The 15316-nt window shown below is 73.0% G+C and carries 17 protein-coding genes; 11 read left to right on the top strand and 6 right to left on the bottom strand.

What is annotated here, in order from left to right; translation table 11 throughout:
- The first annotated feature begins 35 nt into the window (after window positions 1–35).
- The gene (locus M0M48_RS16980; protein ID WP_257752037.1) at window positions 36–326 is read left to right on the top strand and encodes a CopG family transcriptional regulator; all 291 of its coding nucleotides are present in this window, start codon (window positions 36–38) and stop codon (window positions 324–326) included.
- Complete coding sequence (locus tag M0M48_RS16975) at window positions 313–741, top strand: TA system VapC family ribonuclease toxin (RefSeq protein ID WP_257752036.1); 429 nt, start codon at window positions 313–315, stop codon at window positions 739–741. Before M0M48_RS16980 ends, M0M48_RS16975 begins: the two co-directional genes overlap by 14 nt.
- Before the next feature lies 1 nt (window position 742).
- Here the strand turns inward: M0M48_RS16975 and M0M48_RS16970 are convergent, their stop codons facing one another.
- The gene (locus M0M48_RS16970) at window positions 743–1723 is read right to left on the bottom strand and encodes a helix-turn-helix transcriptional regulator (protein ID WP_257752035.1); all 981 of its coding nucleotides are present in this window, start codon (window positions 1721–1723) and stop codon (window positions 743–745) included.
- Window positions 1724–1777: 54 nt separating this feature from the next.
- Between M0M48_RS16970 and M0M48_RS16965 the strand changes: the two genes are divergently transcribed.
- A complete protein-coding gene (locus M0M48_RS16965; protein WP_257752034.1) occupies window positions 1778–2890 on the top strand; it encodes an epoxide hydrolase family protein in 1113 nt (370 codons plus the stop codon).
- Between the two features lie 231 nt (window positions 2891–3121).
- Here the strand turns inward: M0M48_RS16965 and M0M48_RS16960 are convergent, their stop codons facing one another.
- Genes M0M48_RS16960 through M0M48_RS16950 form a run of 3 tightly spaced genes read right to left on the bottom strand, consistent with a single transcriptional unit; the run spans window position 3122 to window position 5344 of the window.
- Window positions 3122–3478, bottom strand: coding sequence for a DUF4345 family protein (locus tag M0M48_RS16960; protein WP_215814775.1), 357 nt, complete (start codon window positions 3476–3478; stop codon window positions 3122–3124).
- Between the two features lies 1 nt (window position 3479).
- The gene (locus M0M48_RS16955) at window positions 3480–3734 is read right to left on the bottom strand and encodes an acyl-CoA carboxylase subunit epsilon (protein ID WP_215814776.1); all 255 of its coding nucleotides are present in this window, start codon (window positions 3732–3734) and stop codon (window positions 3480–3482) included.
- On the bottom strand, window positions 3731–5344 hold the full coding sequence (locus M0M48_RS16950; protein ID WP_215814777.1) for an acyl-CoA carboxylase subunit beta: 1614 nt from the start codon (window positions 5342–5344) through the stop codon (window positions 3731–3733). Before M0M48_RS16950 ends, M0M48_RS16955 begins: the two co-directional genes overlap by 4 nt.
- A gap of 67 nt (window positions 5345–5411) precedes the next feature.
- On the opposite strand from M0M48_RS16950, the gene M0M48_RS16945 reads away from it, so the two are divergent.
- The 6 genes from M0M48_RS16945 to purE all read left to right on the top strand — a co-directional run bounded on the left by M0M48_RS16945 (window position 5412) and on the right by purE (window position 9877).
- On the top strand, window positions 5412–6248 hold the full coding sequence (locus M0M48_RS16945) for a biotin--[acetyl-CoA-carboxylase] ligase (RefSeq protein WP_257752033.1): 837 nt from the start codon (window positions 5412–5414) through the stop codon (window positions 6246–6248).
- Window positions 6249–6293: 45 nt separating this feature from the next.
- On the top strand, window positions 6294–6815 hold the full coding sequence (locus tag M0M48_RS16940; protein ID WP_215814779.1) for a PH domain-containing protein: 522 nt from the start codon (window positions 6294–6296) through the stop codon (window positions 6813–6815).
- Window positions 6808–7758 carry an adenylate/guanylate cyclase domain-containing protein gene (locus M0M48_RS16935; protein ID WP_215814780.1) on the top strand — a complete coding sequence of 317 codons (951 nt, stop codon included), beginning with the start codon at window positions 6808–6810 and terminating at the stop codon, window positions 7756–7758. Before M0M48_RS16940 ends, M0M48_RS16935 begins: the two co-directional genes overlap by 8 nt.
- Before the next feature lie 100 nt (window positions 7759–7858).
- On the top strand, window positions 7859–8152 hold the full coding sequence (locus tag M0M48_RS16930) for a winged helix-turn-helix domain-containing protein (protein WP_252373164.1): 294 nt from the start codon (window positions 7859–7861) through the stop codon (window positions 8150–8152).
- Between the two features lie 27 nt (window positions 8153–8179).
- A complete protein-coding gene (locus M0M48_RS16925) occupies window positions 8180–9367 on the top strand; it encodes a 5-(carboxyamino)imidazole ribonucleotide synthase (protein ID WP_257752032.1) in 1188 nt (395 codons plus the stop codon).
- A 21-nt stretch (window positions 9368–9388) separates the two neighbouring features.
- Complete coding sequence (gene purE / locus M0M48_RS16920) at window positions 9389–9877, top strand: 5-(carboxyamino)imidazole ribonucleotide mutase (RefSeq protein ID WP_215814783.1); 489 nt, start codon at window positions 9389–9391, stop codon at window positions 9875–9877.
- Here purE and M0M48_RS16915 read toward each other — a convergent pair.
- Entirely contained in the window at window positions 9871–10290 is a 420-nt protein-coding gene (locus tag M0M48_RS16915; RefSeq protein WP_215814784.1) for a CoA-binding protein, read from the bottom strand. The two genes, purE and M0M48_RS16915, sit on opposite strands and share 7 nt — an antisense overlap.
- Window positions 10287–10994 carry a TetR/AcrR family transcriptional regulator gene (locus tag M0M48_RS16910; RefSeq protein WP_257752031.1) on the bottom strand — a complete coding sequence of 236 codons (708 nt, stop codon included), beginning with the start codon at window positions 10992–10994 and terminating at the stop codon, window positions 10287–10289. The genes M0M48_RS16915 and M0M48_RS16910 overlap by 4 nt, the downstream gene beginning before the upstream one ends.
- A 97-nt stretch (window positions 10995–11091) precedes the next feature.
- On the opposite strand from M0M48_RS16910, the gene M0M48_RS16905 reads away from it, so the two are divergent.
- Both M0M48_RS16905 and M0M48_RS16900 read left to right on the top strand, forming a co-directional pair.
- On the top strand, window positions 11092–12246 hold the full coding sequence (locus tag M0M48_RS16905; protein WP_257754496.1) for an acyl-CoA dehydrogenase family protein: 1155 nt from the start codon (window positions 11092–11094) through the stop codon (window positions 12244–12246).
- Between the two features lie 94 nt (window positions 12247–12340).
- Window positions 12341–15172: a fibronectin type III domain-containing protein gene (locus M0M48_RS16900; RefSeq protein ID WP_257752030.1), complete on the top strand. Its 2832-nt coding sequence runs from the start codon at window positions 12341–12343 to the stop codon at window positions 15170–15172.
- Window positions 15173–15316: the final 144 nt, after the last annotated feature.

Genomic DNA, 15316 nt, shown 5'->3' with positions numbered 1-15316 from the left:
AGGTGATGCGCCGCAGGTGATGATAGGGTCATCACGTGCGCACCACCGTCAACATCCACGACGGTCTCCTCGAGACCGTCAAGGCGCGCGCCGTCGAGCAGGGCATGACCCTCGGCGACGTGTTCGAGGTGGCGCTGCAGCGCTACCTGCTGGTCCCCGACGACGTGGTCGAGGACGCCGTCGAGGTCTCCCTGCCGGTCTTCCGCGGCGGCACCGGACTCGTGCCGGGCATCGATCCGACCAGCAACGCCTCGCTCTACGGGGCGATGCACGCCCAGGAGGACGCCGCGCTGGCGGCGTCGATGCGGGGCCATGTTCGTCCTTGACGCCAACGTCGTGATCCCGCTCTACCGCGGTGACCACCCGTTGCACGCCGTGGCGACGCAGTGGTGGCAGGCAACGGTCACGGCCGGCAAGACGTTCACCGTGCCCGACCTGGTCTGGGTCGGCTTCGCGCGCATGGTCACGAACCCGCGGGTGTTCGCCGAGCCGTCGTCCTTCCGCCAGGCGTGGGAGTTCGCGGCGGCCGTGATGGCCCACTCCAAGTACGTCACCTGGTCGGGTCACCCGCGCACCATCGAGGAGTTCACCCGGCTGAGCGACGGCGCGGGGGCGCGCGCCGACCTCATCACCGATGCCTACATCGCCGCCTGCGCGGCGACGTACGGCGGCACGGTGGTCACCTTCGACCGCGACTTCCGCAAGTTCGACGACCTGCGCGTCCTCGAGCTCTCGGCCTGACTCACGCCCCGGTCGGGTCGGTCGCCCCGGTCGGGTCGATCGCGCGTGCGTACCGCTCGGCCAGGACCTGCAGGTGCCCGACCAGCGCGGCGGGCGACTCGACGCTGAAGTCGAGGCCGAGCATGCCGATCCACACCGCGACGATCTCGAGGCTGTCGCCGCCGGTGACGAGCACCGAGCGGCCGTCGGGACGCGACTCGACGACGCCGACGGCGGGGTTGATCCGGGCCAGGACCTCCTCGGCGGGCGCGTCGATGACGAGGCGGGCGTGCACGGCCCAGCCGGTGCGGGCGACCTCGCGGACGACGAGCTCGGTGAGGTCGCCGGGCAGCTCGGCCGGGGTGAAGGAGCGGCCTCCGGGCAGGCGCAGCGTCATCCAGTCGACCCGGTACGGCGCCCACGCGCCGGTCTCGGGGGAGCGGCCCACCACGAACCAGCGCCGCTGCCACGCCACCAGCCGGTAGGGCTCGACCTCGATCCGCTCGTCGTCGCGGTAGAACGCCCGCAGCCCCCGGTGGTCGCGGATCGCGGCGGCGATCTCGGTGAGCACCCCGGGCGCGACCTCGGGGTCCTCGACGTTGGAGTCGGTGTTGACCGGTCCGGCCTCGGTGGCGTCGCGCAGGGACGCGAGCTGGCGGCGCAGCCGGTCGGGCAGCACGTGCTCGAGCTTGGTCAGCGCCCGGGCGCCGCTGTCCTCGAAGCCCGCGACGCCGGTGACCGTGCGCAGCCCGACGGCGACGGCGACCGCCTCCTCGTCGTCCAGGAGCAGCGGGGGCAACCGGGCGCCGTCCCCCAGCCGGTAGTGGCCGGCCCGCCCGCGCAGGCTGTTGACCGGGTAGCCGAGCTCGCGGAGCCGGGCGATGTCGTTGCGCACGGTCCGCTCGGTGACACCGAGCCGCTCGGCGAGCTCGGGGGCGGTCCACTCGACGCGGTTCTGGAGCAGTCCGAGCAGCTCCAGGACCCGTCCGGAAGTTTTCTTCACACCGGTGATTTAACAGGAACGAACCGTTCCGCATTGGCTCCTAACGTCACTGCCATGAACCAGATCACGCCCTTCGTCATCGACATCCCGCAGACCGACCTCGACGACCTCCGCAGCCGTCTCGACCGCACCCGCTTCGCCCCGGCCGCCCCCGGCGACTCGTGGGAGTACGGCACCCCCGAGTCCTACCTGCGCGACATGGTCGCCCGCTGGAAGGACTTCGACTGGCGCGCGGTCGAGGCCCGCCTCAACGCCTACGACGGCTTCGTCACCGAGGTCGACGGCCAGCGGATCCACTTCCTCCACGTCCGCTCGAAGCACGAGGACGCCACCCCGCTCCTGCTCGCCCACACCTACCCCGGATCGCAGCTCGACTTCCTCGACATGATCGACCCGCTGGTCGACCCCGAGGCCCACGGCGGCACCGCCGACCAGGCCTTCCACCTCGTCATCCCCTCGATGCCGGGCTTCGGCTGGTCCACCCCGGTCGTCGAGACCGGCTGGACGATGAAGCGCGTCGGTGCGGCGTACGACGTGCTGATGCGGCGCCTGGGCTACGACTCCTACGGCATCCACGGCAGCGACGGCGGCGCCATGGTGGGCCGCGAGCTCGCCGTCGCGAACCCCGAGGGCTTCCGCGGCGCCCACGTGCTCCACCTCTTCTCGTTCCCCAGCGGCGACCCGGCCGAGTTCGAGGGCTTCGGCCCCGAGGAGTACGCCGCCCTCGAGCACATGCAGTGGTTCCAGTCGGTCGGCGGCTACAACGCCATGAACGGCACCCGCCCCCAGACCGTCGCGGCCGGCCTCGCCGACTCGCCGGTCGCGGTGCTCGCCTACAGCGAGCTCTTCGAGAGCTTCGGCAACGGCACCAGCCTGGTCACGCCCGAGCAGGTCCTCGCCCAGGCCACGCTGTACTGGCTGACCAACACCTACGGCTCCGCGGCCCGCTACCACTACGAGGAGCAGCACTCCGGCGCCGAGCCCGTGGTCAGCACCGGACGTCTCGGCGTCGCGGTCTTCAAGGACGACTTCCAGACCATCCGGTCGCTGGCCGAGCGCGACAACACCAACATCGACCACTGGTCGCGGTTCCCGCGCGGGGGCCACTTCGCGGCGATGGAGGTGCCGCAGGACGTCGTCGTGGACCTGCGGGTGTTCTTCGGCTGAGCCCCGAGCGAGCGCCGAACCGGCGTTTTGCGCACCAGACCTGCCCCACCTTTGACACGCTGTGACAGCGCTTCGAAGGGTGGGGCAGGTCGTCGTCTCCCCTAGGAAGTGCAGGACCCGAGCATGAAGCGCATCGTCGCCGGTCGCCGTCAGCCGCACGTTCAGCACCGACCCGCCGCCGGCGGGACGAGCGGCCGTCCCGGACGCGCCTGCGCGAGCGCCGGGCCGGCGTCACCGAGGAGTAGCGAGGCGCCGCGCGCCGGCGAACAGCGCCGCCGCGACCACGGCCTCGACCGCGACGAACACCGGCGTCACCGCCGTCGTACGACGCTCGGCCAGTGCCGACGCCGCCCGGCCCGCCGCCATCCCGGCGGTGAGCACGCCCATCGTCCCCGCCGTCTCCGGCCGGACGACGAGCGCCGCGGCGATCGCGAGCGGCAGTCCGCCGTAGACGGCGCGGACCTCGGTGCGCGAGTCCGGGGTGGTGGCGGTGCCGCCGAAGGTGGCGGGGATCGTCTCGGGCCGAAGCAGCGCAACGGCGCCGAGGCCACCGTAGAAGGTGGCCGCGGCGCCGATGAGCCGGTTCATGTCAGCGCGGCAGTCCGCTGGCCCGCCAGGCACCGCGCCCGTGGGCGAGCGTGGTGCCGGGGGCGATCCGGGCGCCGCGGGCCGGGTTGGCCCACTCCGAGCGGGGCGGCTCGGGCGCCGGGGCGGCGCCGCCGAGCGAGGAGAGCACCGCGACGATGGCGGCGACCTCCTCGGGCGTGGTGTCGGGGGTGACGATCCGCAGCAGCGGGGCCGCCTCCGGTGCGGCCGCCTCGGGGGCGGCGGGCTCGCCGGTCACAGCGGGATGTTCCCGTGCTTCTTGGGCGGCAGGGTCTCGCGCTTGGTGCGGAGCAGGCGCAGGGCCTTGACCACCTCGGCGCGGGTCTCGCGCGGCATGATCACGCCGTCGATGTAGCCGCGCTCGGCCGCGATGTAGGGGTTGGCGAGGGTGGTCTCGTACTCGTCGATCAGCTCGGCGCGCTTGGCCTCGACGTCGCCGCCGGCCTTCTCGACCTCGGCCAGGGTGCGGCGGTGGACGATATTGGCCGCGCCCTGGGCACCCATGACGGCGATCTGGCCGGTGGGCCACGACAGGTTGATGTCGGCGCCGAGGTGCTTGGAGCCCATGACGTCGTAGGCGCCGCCGTAGGCCTTGCGGGTGATGATCGTGACCAGCGGGACGGTGGCCTCGGCGTAGGCGTAGATCAGCTTGGCGCCGCGGCGGATGATGCCGAGGTGCTCCTGGTCGACACCGGGCAGGAAGCCGGGGACGTCGACGAAGGTCAGCACCGGGATGTTGAAGGCGTCGCAGAACCGCACGAAGCGGGCGGCCTTCTCGGAGGCGTCGATGTCGAGGGTGCCGGCGAACTGCATCGGCTGGTTGGCGACGATGCCGACGGGGCGGCCCTCGACGCGGCCGTAGCCGGTGATGATGTTGGGCGCGAAGAGCGCCTGGACCTCGAGGAAGTCGGCGTCGTCGACGATCGTGGCGATCACGTCGTGCATGTCGTACGGCTGGTTCGGGGAGTCCGGGATCAGCGTGTCGAGCGCGAGGTCGCCCTCGTTGGGCTCCAGGTCCGCCGGCTCGTCGTACGACGGCGCCTCGTCGAGGTTGTTCTGGGGCAGGAACGACAGCAGGCCCTTGACGTACTCGATGGCGTCGTCCTCGTCGGAGGCCATGTAGTGCGCGTTGCCGGACTTGGTGTTGTGGGCCCGGGCGCCGCCGAGCTCCTCCATCGTGACGTCCTCGCCGGTGACGGTCTTGATCACGTCGGGACCGGTGATGAACATCGCCGAGGTCTGGTCGACCATGATCGTGAAGTCGGTGACCGCGGGGGAGTAGACGTGGCCGCCGGCGCAGTTGCCCATGATGAGCGAGATCTGCGGGATGACGCCCGAGGCGTGCACGTTGCGCTTGAAGATCTCGCCGTAGAGGCCGAGCGAGACCACGCCCTCCTGGATGCGGGCGCCGGCGCCCTCGTTGATGCCGATGATGGGGCAGCCGGACTTGATCGCCAGGTCCATGACCTTGGTGATCTTCTCGCCGTAGACCTCGCCCAGCGAGCCGCCGAAGACGGTGAAGTCCTGGGAGAACACGCAGACCTGGCGGCCGTCGACGGTGCCGTAGCCGGTGATGACGCCGTCGCCGTAGGGGCGGGTCTTCTCCAGGCCGAAGGCGGTCGAGCGGTGCCGGGCGAACTCGTCGAGCTCGACGAACGAGCCCTCGTCGAAGAGCAGCTCGATCCGCTCGCGGGCGGTCTTGCGACCCTTGGCGTGCTGCTTCTCCTGTGCCTGGGCGGCGGGAGCGTGCACGGCCTCGTCAGTACGACGCTCCAGGTCGGCGAGCTTGCCGGCCGTGGTGTGGATGTCGATCTGCTGGTCGTCTGCCGACTGCGGCTGGGCGGTCACGTGGCCTCCTGGAACTCCTGCCACCCCGGGGTTTCCTCAGGGCGTCTGCTGCGACAGGGTAGTGCCCGTGACTCTCGGCCCGACCCAGCCCCCAGTCCGTGGACCCCTCGACGCCGCCCGGCTCGCCGAGGTGTCGGCGCTGACCCCCGACCTCTCCTTCGAGCTGCTGCCCGAGGCGCCCTCGACCAACGAGGTGGCCGCCGAGCGGGCCCGTGCGGGTGCGCACGAGGGCCTCGTCGTCGTCGCCGACCACCAGGTCGCCGGCCGGGGCCGGCTCGACCGGGTGTGGCAGACGCCACCCGGCACCGCGGTGACGTTCTCGCTCGTGCTGCGCCCCAGCGTGCCCCCGGCGTCCTGGCCGTGGCTGCCGCTGCTGGTGGGCCACAACGTGGCCAAGGCGCTCACCTCCCTCGGGTACGACGCCCGGGTGAAGTGGCCCAACGACGTGCTGCTCGACGGCGACCGCAAGGTCTCCGGGATCCTGGTCGAGCGGGTCGAGACCCCGACCGGCCCCGCCGCGATCGTCGGGGTGGGCATCAACGTGGCCACCACTGCCGAGGAGCTGCCGATCCCGACCGCGACCAGCCTGGCGATCTCCGGTCCCGGCGCGCCCGACCGCACCCAGGTGCTGCTCGCGGTCGTCGCCGCCCTCCGCGAGGGCTATGACATGTGGCAGGCCGGCGGCGAGCAGGGCACGGCGCGCCTGGCGATGTCGTACCGCTCGCACTGCGCGACGCTGGGGCGCCAGGTCCGGGTCGAGCTGCCCGGCGGCGGCGAGCTGCTCGGCAAGGCGACCGACATCGACGACGACGGCCGCCTGGTCGTCGAGACGGCCGGCGGCGCCGAGCGGGTGGGCGCGGGCGACGTGATCCACGTCCGGGCGACGGACGCTACCGACGCGTAGCGGGCTTCCGCCTGCGCGACGGGCATTTGGTGGGATGATCCCCTCGTGGCCATCTCCAAGAAGCTGCTCAACCCGGGCGAGCGCCTGATCATCAGCACGCGCCAGCACCCCAAGGCGCTCTTCGTGCCGATCCTGGCGCTGGTCGTGTTCCTCGCGATCGCCGTCGTCGCCCAGGTCAAGCTCGACAACGAGGGCTTCCAGCGCGTGCTCACGCTCATCGTGTGGGTGCTGGCGATCCTCGGCATCCTCTGGTTCACGGTCCGGCCGTTCCTCGTCTGGCTGACCACCGTGCACGCGTTCACCGACCGCCGCCTCATCACGCGCAACGGCATCGTCACCCGCCGCGGCCACGACATCCCCCTGGCCCGGGTCAGCGACATCTCGATCGAGATCAACCTGATCGACCGCCCGTTCGGCTGCGGCAGCCTGATCATCGCCGACGCGTCGACCTTCGGCACGGTCCGGCTCAACGACATCCCGCACGTCGAGGCCACCCAGCGCCAGCTCAACGAGCTGCTCCACGACCTCCACGCCCGCCCGGACGCCCGGCGGGACGAAGGTGTCTGAGGAAGGTCCCGAGAGGGCCACGCGGGGCGAGGAGCCCGAGCTCACCGCGGCGGACGTCGCCGAGCGGGCGGGCATCCCGCTCGACCAGGCACGCCGGCTGTTCCGCACGCTCGGGTTCGCCGAGCACGGGGACGAGCGGGCCTACACCCGCGCCGACGTCGAGGCGATGCGGCTGATGGTCGACATCCTCGGCGAGGGCGTGATCGACCTGGACGTCGCGCTCAACGTCACCCGCGGCGTCGGCATCACCATGGCCCGCCTCGCCGACTGGGAGGTCGGCGAGCTGGTCCAGCACGTCGACGAGGCGACCGCGGAGCGCGAGGGCGGCGACGCCGCCTGGGTGCTCGGCCGGCTGGGGGAGCGCTTCGAGGGCCTGCTGGTCTATGCCTGGCGCCGGCACCTCGACGCCGCGATCGCCCGCATGGAGTCGGTCCGCGCGCTCGACGACGACCCGCACACCACCGACCTCAGCGTCGGGTTCGCCGACATCGTCGGCTTCACCGCGCTGTCCAACGAGGTCTCCCGGGAGCGGATCGGCGAGCTCGTCGAGGTGTTCGAGTCCCGCTGCGGCGACGTCATCGCCCGCGACGGCGGCCGGCTGATCAAGAGCATGGGCGACGCCGTCCTCTTCGTGAACGACGACCCCATGGCCGCGTTCGCGACCGCCGAGGGGATCATCAACGTGATCGGCCGCGACCCGCGGATGCCCGACGTCCGGGTCGGCCTGGCCACCGGCGGCGTGGTGCTCCGGCTCGGCGACGTCTTCGGGCCACCGGTCAACCTGGCCGCCCGGCTGACCCAGGTCGCCCGGCGCAACCGGATCATCGTCGACCACGCCACGGCCGACCTCCTGCCGGCCGACAAGATCGAGTCCCGGCCGCTCCCGGCACGCCCGGTCCGGGGCTTCGGCGTGGTCGAACCGGTCGCCGTACGACGCGCCTGACCTGCGCCAAAGCAAAATTCCGCGGATTTCGCCCTCGCGGACGCCGCCACGTCCTTACCTTGAGCGTGTGATCGAGGTGCAGGACGTTCGGGTCGATCCGATGACCCGTCGCACGTGGCGTGGGGACCGCGAGATCCTGTTGTCGCGCAAGGAATTCGACCTCGTGCACGCGCTGATCCTCCGGGCGGGCTCGGTGGTCAGCCGTGAGGAGCTCATGCGCGACGTCTGGGGGGTCACCTTCTGGACGTCGTCGAAGACGATCGACGTGCACCTCGGCTGGGTCCGGCGCAAGCTCGGGGACGACACCCGCCAGCCGCACCTGATCACCACGATCCGCGGCCAGGGGCTGCGCTTCGAGCTGGCCACCGCGGCCGAGCACACCGGCTCGGCGTAAGCCTCACCGCCCGGTTAGGGTTCGGCCGTGTCCTCGACCGAACTCGCCCCCCGCATCGCCGTCATCGGAGGCGGACAGCTCGCTCGGATGATGGCCCAGCCGGCCGTCGCGCTCGGTGTCCCGCTGCGCCTCCTGGCCGAGGCCGAGGGCGTCTCGGCCGCCCAGGTGATCCCCGACCAGCAGGTCGGCGACTACCGCGACCTGGCGACGCTGCGGGCGATCACCGAGGGCTGCTCGGTGGTCACCTTCGACCACGAGCACGTCCCGACCGAGCACCTGCGCGCGCTCGCCGCCGACGGCGTGATCGCCCACCCCGGCCCCGAGGCGCTCGTGCACGCCCAGGACAAGATCGTGATGCGCGAGGCGATGGCCCGCCTCGACGCCCCCCAGCCGCGCTGGGCCGTGGTCGCCTCCGAGGAGGACGTCGCCGCGTTCGGCCTGCCGTGCGTGCTCAAGGTGTCCCGCGGCGGGTACGACGGCAAGGGCGTCTGGATGGTCCGCACCCTCGCCGACGCGGCCGAGCCGCTGGCCGCGGCCGCCGCCGACGCGGCCACCGGCGTCCGGCTGCTCGCCGAGGAGCTCGTCGACTTCCGCCGCGAGCTGTCCGCGCTGGTCGCGCGCTCGCCCAGCGGCCAGGCGGCGGCGTACCCCGTCGTCGCGACGCTCCAGGTCGACGGCGTGTGCCGCGAGGTGGTCGCGCCCGCGCCCGACCTCGACGCCGACGCCGCGACCGCCGCCCAGCAGCTCGCGCTGCGCATCGCCGGCGAGCTCGGCGTGACGGGCATCCTCGCGGTCGAGCTGTTCGAGGCGGTCGACGCCGAGGGGCGCACCCGGATCCTCATCAACGAGCTCGCGATGCGCCCCCACAACACCGGTCACTGGACCCAGGACGGCGCGGTCACCAGCCAGTTCGAGAACCACCTGCGCGCCGCGCTCGACCTGCCGCTCGGCTCGCCCGAGCCGCGCGCCCGGTGGACCGTGATGGTCAACATCCTCGGGGGGGACGACCCGGATGTCGGCCGCCTCTACGACGGCTACCCCCACGCCCTGGCCCGGGACCCGCACCTGCGGGTGCACCTCTACGGCAAGGAGCTGCGGCCCGGCCGCAAGGTCGGTCACGTCAACGTCTACGGCGACGACCTCGACGACTGCCTGGAGCGGGCCCGGCACGCGGCGGCGTGGTTCCGCGGCGACCTCGGCAACGACAGCGACTGACGACGGCCTAGCCTTGCGCCCATGACTGCGCGCGTGGGCATCGTGATGGGCTCGGACTCCGACTGGCCGGTGATGAAGCTGGCCGCCGAGGCGCTCGAGGAGTTCGGCATCGGTTACGAGGCCGATGTCGTCTCGGCCCACCGGATGCCCGCCGAGATGCTCGCCTACGGCCAGGAGGCCGCCGGGCGCGGGCTCTCGGTGATCATCGCCGGCGCCGGCGGTGCCGCGCACCTGCCGGGCATGCTCGCCGCGGTGACGCCGCTGCCGGTGATCGGCGTACCGGTGCCGCTGAAGTACCTCGACGGAATGGACTCGCTGCTCTCCATCGTGCAGATGCCGGCGGGCGTGCCCGTCGCCACCGTCGCGATCGGTGGGGCGCGCAACGCCGGGCTGCTCGCTGTACGGATCCTGGGGGCGAGCGACCCGGCCCTGCAGGAGCGGATGACGGCCTTCCAGGCCGAGCTCAAGGCCGTCGCCGAGGCGAAGGGCGCCGTCGTCCGGGGTCAGTGACCCCGCTGGCGCCACTCGATCGCGGGGCAGGTGTCCATCACCATCGCGACGCCCGCCGCGCGGGTGCGCTCGAACGCCGCCTCGTCGACGACACCGAGCTGGAACCAGACCCCGCTCGCGCCGATCGCCACCGCCTGGTCGGCGAAGGTGCCCGCGTCCTCGGAGCGGCGGAACACGTCGACCACGTCGACCGGGAACGGGACGTCGGCCAGCGTGGCGTAGCCCTGCTCGCCCAGCACCGTCGGCGCGCTCGGGTGGATCGGCACGATCTTCTTGCCGCGCTGCTGGAGCAGCTCGGCGATCCGGTACGCCGTCCGGTCCGGGTTGCCGGACAGCCCCACGACCGCCCACGTGGTGAGCTCGTCGAGCATGAGGTCGATCGCTGCGGGATCCAGGTGCGCCGGGGTGCTCATGAGGACCCAAGGCCGGGCGCGCCCGGCTTCTTCCCGAGCGCGTCGCGCACGGCGCGGACGACCTGCTCGACGTCGGCGCCCTCGCCGGTGATCACGACGGTCGGCGTACCGGCGCCGGGGGCGGCGGCCGGCCCGTGCAGCAGGGGGAGCGCGAGCGCCAGGGAGTGGTCGAGCAGCGCCTCGGTGGCCGCGTCGTCGTCGGTCTCGCCGCGCAGCCAGCGCCGCAGCACGTGGTTGTGGGCGATGACCACGGCCGAGGCGACCAGCTCGGCGCGCAGCGGCCCGTCGGGCTCGGTGTCGAGCCAGCGGTGGATGTGCTGGGCGAACAGCCGCACGTAGCGCTGCACGCTCGCGATCTCGCGGTCCCGGATCGCCGGCACGCTGCTCGCCAGCCGGTAGCGCGCCCGCGCCGTCGGCCCCTCGGCGAGGTAGTGCGCGAGCACGATCCCGGCCGCCTCGCGCAGCGCCACCTCGTGCCCCGTCGGGGACGAGGTCGCCAGCCGCTCGCCGACCCGGCCGAGCAGCGCCTCGTGGTCGGGCAGGACGACGTCCTCCTTGCCGCGGAAGTGACGGAAGAACGTGCTGCGCCCGGTCCCGGCCCGGGCCGCGATCTCGTCGACGGTCGTCGCGTCGTAGCCCTGGCCCGCGAAGAGCTCGAAGGCGGCGGCGACGAGACGGTCGCGAGAGGTGGCGGTCACGGGCACCGGCCCAGGCTAGCTCGACGGAACGCAGTCCCGCGAGTACGATACTGAGTACCGTCGATCGACCCGCAGGAGATGAACCGCCGTGAGCGACTTCCCGATGTACGCCCTCTCCGAGGAGCACCAGGCCATCCGCGAGGCCGTCCGCGCGATCTGCGACGCCAAGGTCGCCCCCTTCGCGGCCGCGGTCGACGAGGAGGCCCGCTACCCGCACGAGGCCGCCGCCGCCCTCCAGGCCGCCGACTTCCACGCGCCCCACGTCCCCGAGGAGTTCGGCGGCGCCGGCGCCGACGCGCTCGCCACCGTCCTGGTCATCGAGGAGGTGGCCCGGGCCGACGTCTCCGCCTCGCTGATCCCCGCGGTCAACAAGCTCGGCTCGCTGCCGGTCATGATCGGCGGCTCCGAGGAGCTCAAGAAGCACTACCTCGGCGCCCTGGCCCGCGGCGAGGGCGGCTTCTCGTACTGCCTCTCCGAGCCCGACGCCGGCTCCGACGCCGCCAACCAGAAGACCCGCGCCGTGCGCGACGGCGACGGCTGGATCCTCAACGGCACCAAGCGCTGGATCTCCAACGCGGGGGAGTCGGAGTTCTACACCGTCCTGGCCACCACCGACCCCGACGCGCGCACCAAGGGCATCTCCGCCTTCGTCGTGGAGAAGTCCGACGCCGGCGTCTCCTTCGGCGCCCCGGAGAAGAAGCTCGGCATCAAGGGCTCGCCGACCCGTGAGGTCTACCTCGACAACGTGCGCATCCCCGGCGACCGGATCATCGGCGAGGAGGGCAAGGGCTTCGAGTACGCCATGCAGACCCTCGACCACACCCGCATCACGATCGCCGCCCAGGCCGTCGGCGTCGCCCAGGGCGCGCTCGACTACGCCCTGTCGTACGCCAAGGAGCGTCAGCAGTTCGGCAAGTCCATCGCCGACTTCCAGGGTCTGCAGTTCCTGCTCGCCGACATGGGCATGAAGGTCGAGGCCGCGCGCCAGCTGACCTACGCCGCCGCCGGCCGCTCCGAGCGGGGTGACAGCGACCTGACGTTCTTCGGTGCCGCGGCCAAGTGCTTCGCCTCCGACGTCGCCATGGAGGTCACCACCAACGCGGTCCAGGTGCTCGGCGGCTACGGCTACACCCGCGACTACCCGGTCGAGCGGATGATGCGCGACGCCAAGATCACCCAGATCTACGAGGGCACCAACCAGGTGCAGCGGATCGTCATGGCGCGCCAGCTGCTGGCCGGGGTCCAGAGCGAGATCTGAGCGGGCGGGGACTAAGTCCCGACTCTTCTGACCGGTCTGCCATTTCGGTCCCGTTCCGGCCCAGGGACGGTCCCGCGACTGTGACGCTCCGGTCATGGTTTTCTCTGATCGCACACCCCCCAGGGCGCGACGGGCGCGCCGTGCCGGTCGGACGGCTCTGGCCGTCTCGGTCGGCGTCGCCGCTGCTGTCGCGCTCGCCGCGCCGGCGGCGACCGCCGTACCGATGGCCGTGCCGAGCGCCGTGCCGGCGACCTCGCCCTGCGCCGACGGTACGACGCCGGCCCTGCTGAGCTCCGTGTCGTGCGCGACCGCGGGCACCTACACCCTCGGGGTCCCGTCCGGCACCACCGACGTCGACCTCGAGGTGGTCGGGGCCGGCGGCGGCGCGGGCTATCCCGCGCGCCAGCACATCGGCGGCGACGGCGCGGAGGTCACCGGAAGCCTCACCCTCCCCGTCGGGACGGCCTACCTGCACGTCGTCGTCGGCGCCGGTGGGGGCGGCAACAACAACGGCAAGGGCTACGGCGGCGGCGGCTCGGGCATCTTCGCCCTCGACGGCAACCAGAACCTGATCGCGAAGCTCGCCATCGCCGGCGCTGGGGGCGGTGGTGCGTACAACGGCGACGGCGGGAACGCCGGCTCGGCCGGCACCGCCGAGAACGTCACCTTCGCCGCGCCGGGCCAGCCGGCGATCGGGGGGAGCGGCGGCGCGGGCGGCGTCGGCAACTACAACGCCGGTGTCACCGGCGCGTCCAACAACCCCGCGGCGCCGACGGTCGCGAGCGGCGGTGCGGGCGGGGCCTACCCCAACGGCTCGGTGGGTGGCAGCGGCGGCGGCGGGTACGCCGGCGGCGGCGGCGGTGGCGCCGGCAGCCAGGGCATCCTCAACGTCTACACGGGCGGGGGCGGCGGCGGCTCGTCGCTCGCCTCGGCCTATCTCTCCGGCGCGAGCATCGCGGTCCGGCCCGGCACCGGCGGGATCCAGCTGCCCGGCCTGATCGCGGGCGACGGAGCCACCGGCTCGGTCACGATGACCTTCAACGGTCTCGCGGTCCCCGGCGTCCCCACCGGCGTCTCCGCGACGCGCAAGAACGGTGCGGCGGAGGTGTCCTTCTCCGCGCCGGCCAGCGACGGCGGCTCGGCGATCACGTCCTACACGGTGAGCGCCAGCCCGGGCGATGCGTTCCGGGTCTGTCCCGGGAGCCCCTGCACGGTCAGCGGCCTGGACAACGGGACGGCGTACACGTTCACGGTCCGGGCGAGCAGCGCCAACGGCGATTCTGACGAGTCGGCCCCGTCGGCCGCGGTCACGCCCGCGACGACGCCCGGCTCCCCGACCGGTGTCTCCGCGCAGCCCGGCGACGGCGAGGCGCAGGTGTCCTTCGCCGCGCCGGCCGACCACGGCGGCGCGGCGGTGACCTCGTACACGGTCACCGCGGACCCCGGACCCGCGACCGCGACCTGCTCGGTCAGCCCCTGCACCGTCGCGGACCTGACCAACGGCACCGCCTACAGGTTCTCCGTCGTCGCGACCAATGACGTCGGCGGCTCGGCTCCCTCGGCGCTCTCGGCCGCCGTCACGCCGAGCGGCCGTCCCGGCGTGCCCACCGCGGTCTCCGCGACGCCGCGGGACGGTGCGGCGGAGGTGTCCTTCACCGCGCCCGCCGGCAACGGCGGATCGGCGGTCACGTCGTACACGGTGAGCGCCGCGCCCGGCGACGCGAGCCAGACCTGCGCCGGCAGCCCCTGCACGGTCGACGGCCTGGACAACGGGACCGCGTACACCTTCACGGTCCACGCCACCAACGCCAACGGCGACTCGGACGAGTCGACCCCCTCCGCCGCGGTCACGCCCGTGGCCGTGCCGGGGGCGCCGACCGACGTCTCCGCGCAGGCCGGTGACGGCGAGGCCGAGGTCTCGTTCACCGCGCCCACCAAGGACGGCGGCACGCCGATCACGTCGTACACGGTCACGGCGGCTCCCGGCGGAGCCACCGAGACGTGCGCCGGCAGCCCCTGCACGGTGGGCGGTCTGGACAACGGCCGGGCCTACACCTTCACCGTCCAGGCGACCAACGACCACGGCGACTCCGCCGCGTCGGACCCGTCGGCCGCCGTCACCCCGCAGGGCGCCCCCGGTACGCCGACCGGCGTGTCCGCCAAGGCCGGCGACCGCCGCGTGGCGGTCACCTTCTCGGCGCCGCAGAGCGACGGCGGGTCGCCGGTCACGGCGTACACGGTGACCGTGAGCCCCGGCGGCGCGACCACGAGCTGCCCCGGCAGCCCGTGCACCGTCGGCGGCCTGACCAACGGCACGGCGTACCGCGTGACGGTCCGCGCCACCAACGCGAAGGGCGACTCGGACGAGTCCGCCCCGTCGGCCGCGGTGACGCCGGTGGCCCCGGCGCCTCCGGTGACCCCGGTGCGGTGGTACCGCGACCCCCTGACCAAGGCCGAGCGCCAGAAGCTCGTCCCGGTGCCGGCCCACCCGGCCCGGGCCACCGGCCCGCTGCGGGCGACCAAGGCACTGCACCGCACCCGCAACGGCACGCTGGCCGTCCCGGCCCGCCAGGTCCGTGGGCACCAGCTCGGCGCCCGCCAGGGCGTGCAGGTGACCGGCCTGTTCCGGTTCGACTCGGCCCGGCTCACCCCGGCCGGACGCCGCCAGCTCGTCGTGCTCGCCCGCAGCCTGGAGAACGTCCGGGCGCTCACCTGCGAGGGCTATGCGGACTACGCCGGGAGCGTGCGTCGCGAGCGGGTGCTCGCGAAGCAGCGCGCGAAGGCGGTGTGCGCGGTGCTCAAGAGCCGCCAGCGCGGCATCGAGGTGCGGACGGTCGGCTTCGGGCCGAGCCGCCCGGCCATGATCGGCGGCAACGCGCACCAGCGCGAGGTCAACCGCCGGGTGGCGCTGCTCGTCCGGCGCTGAGCCGGCTGATGGGGGAGGGGTGCACCGGCTGCGTCAGCGCCGGTGCACCTCAGCCCGAGCTCCGATCTTGTTTCCTATTCTCTCCTGGATTCAGTGAAAGGAGAAAAGGAAGGAACTACGCCCGGGGCCTTGTTTCCTATTCTC

Source organism: Pimelobacter simplex (assembly GCF_024662235.1).
GTDB lineage: Bacteria > Actinomycetota > Actinomycetes > Propionibacteriales > Nocardioidaceae > Nocardioides.
This window is presented reverse-complemented; position numbering and strand designations above follow the sequence as displayed.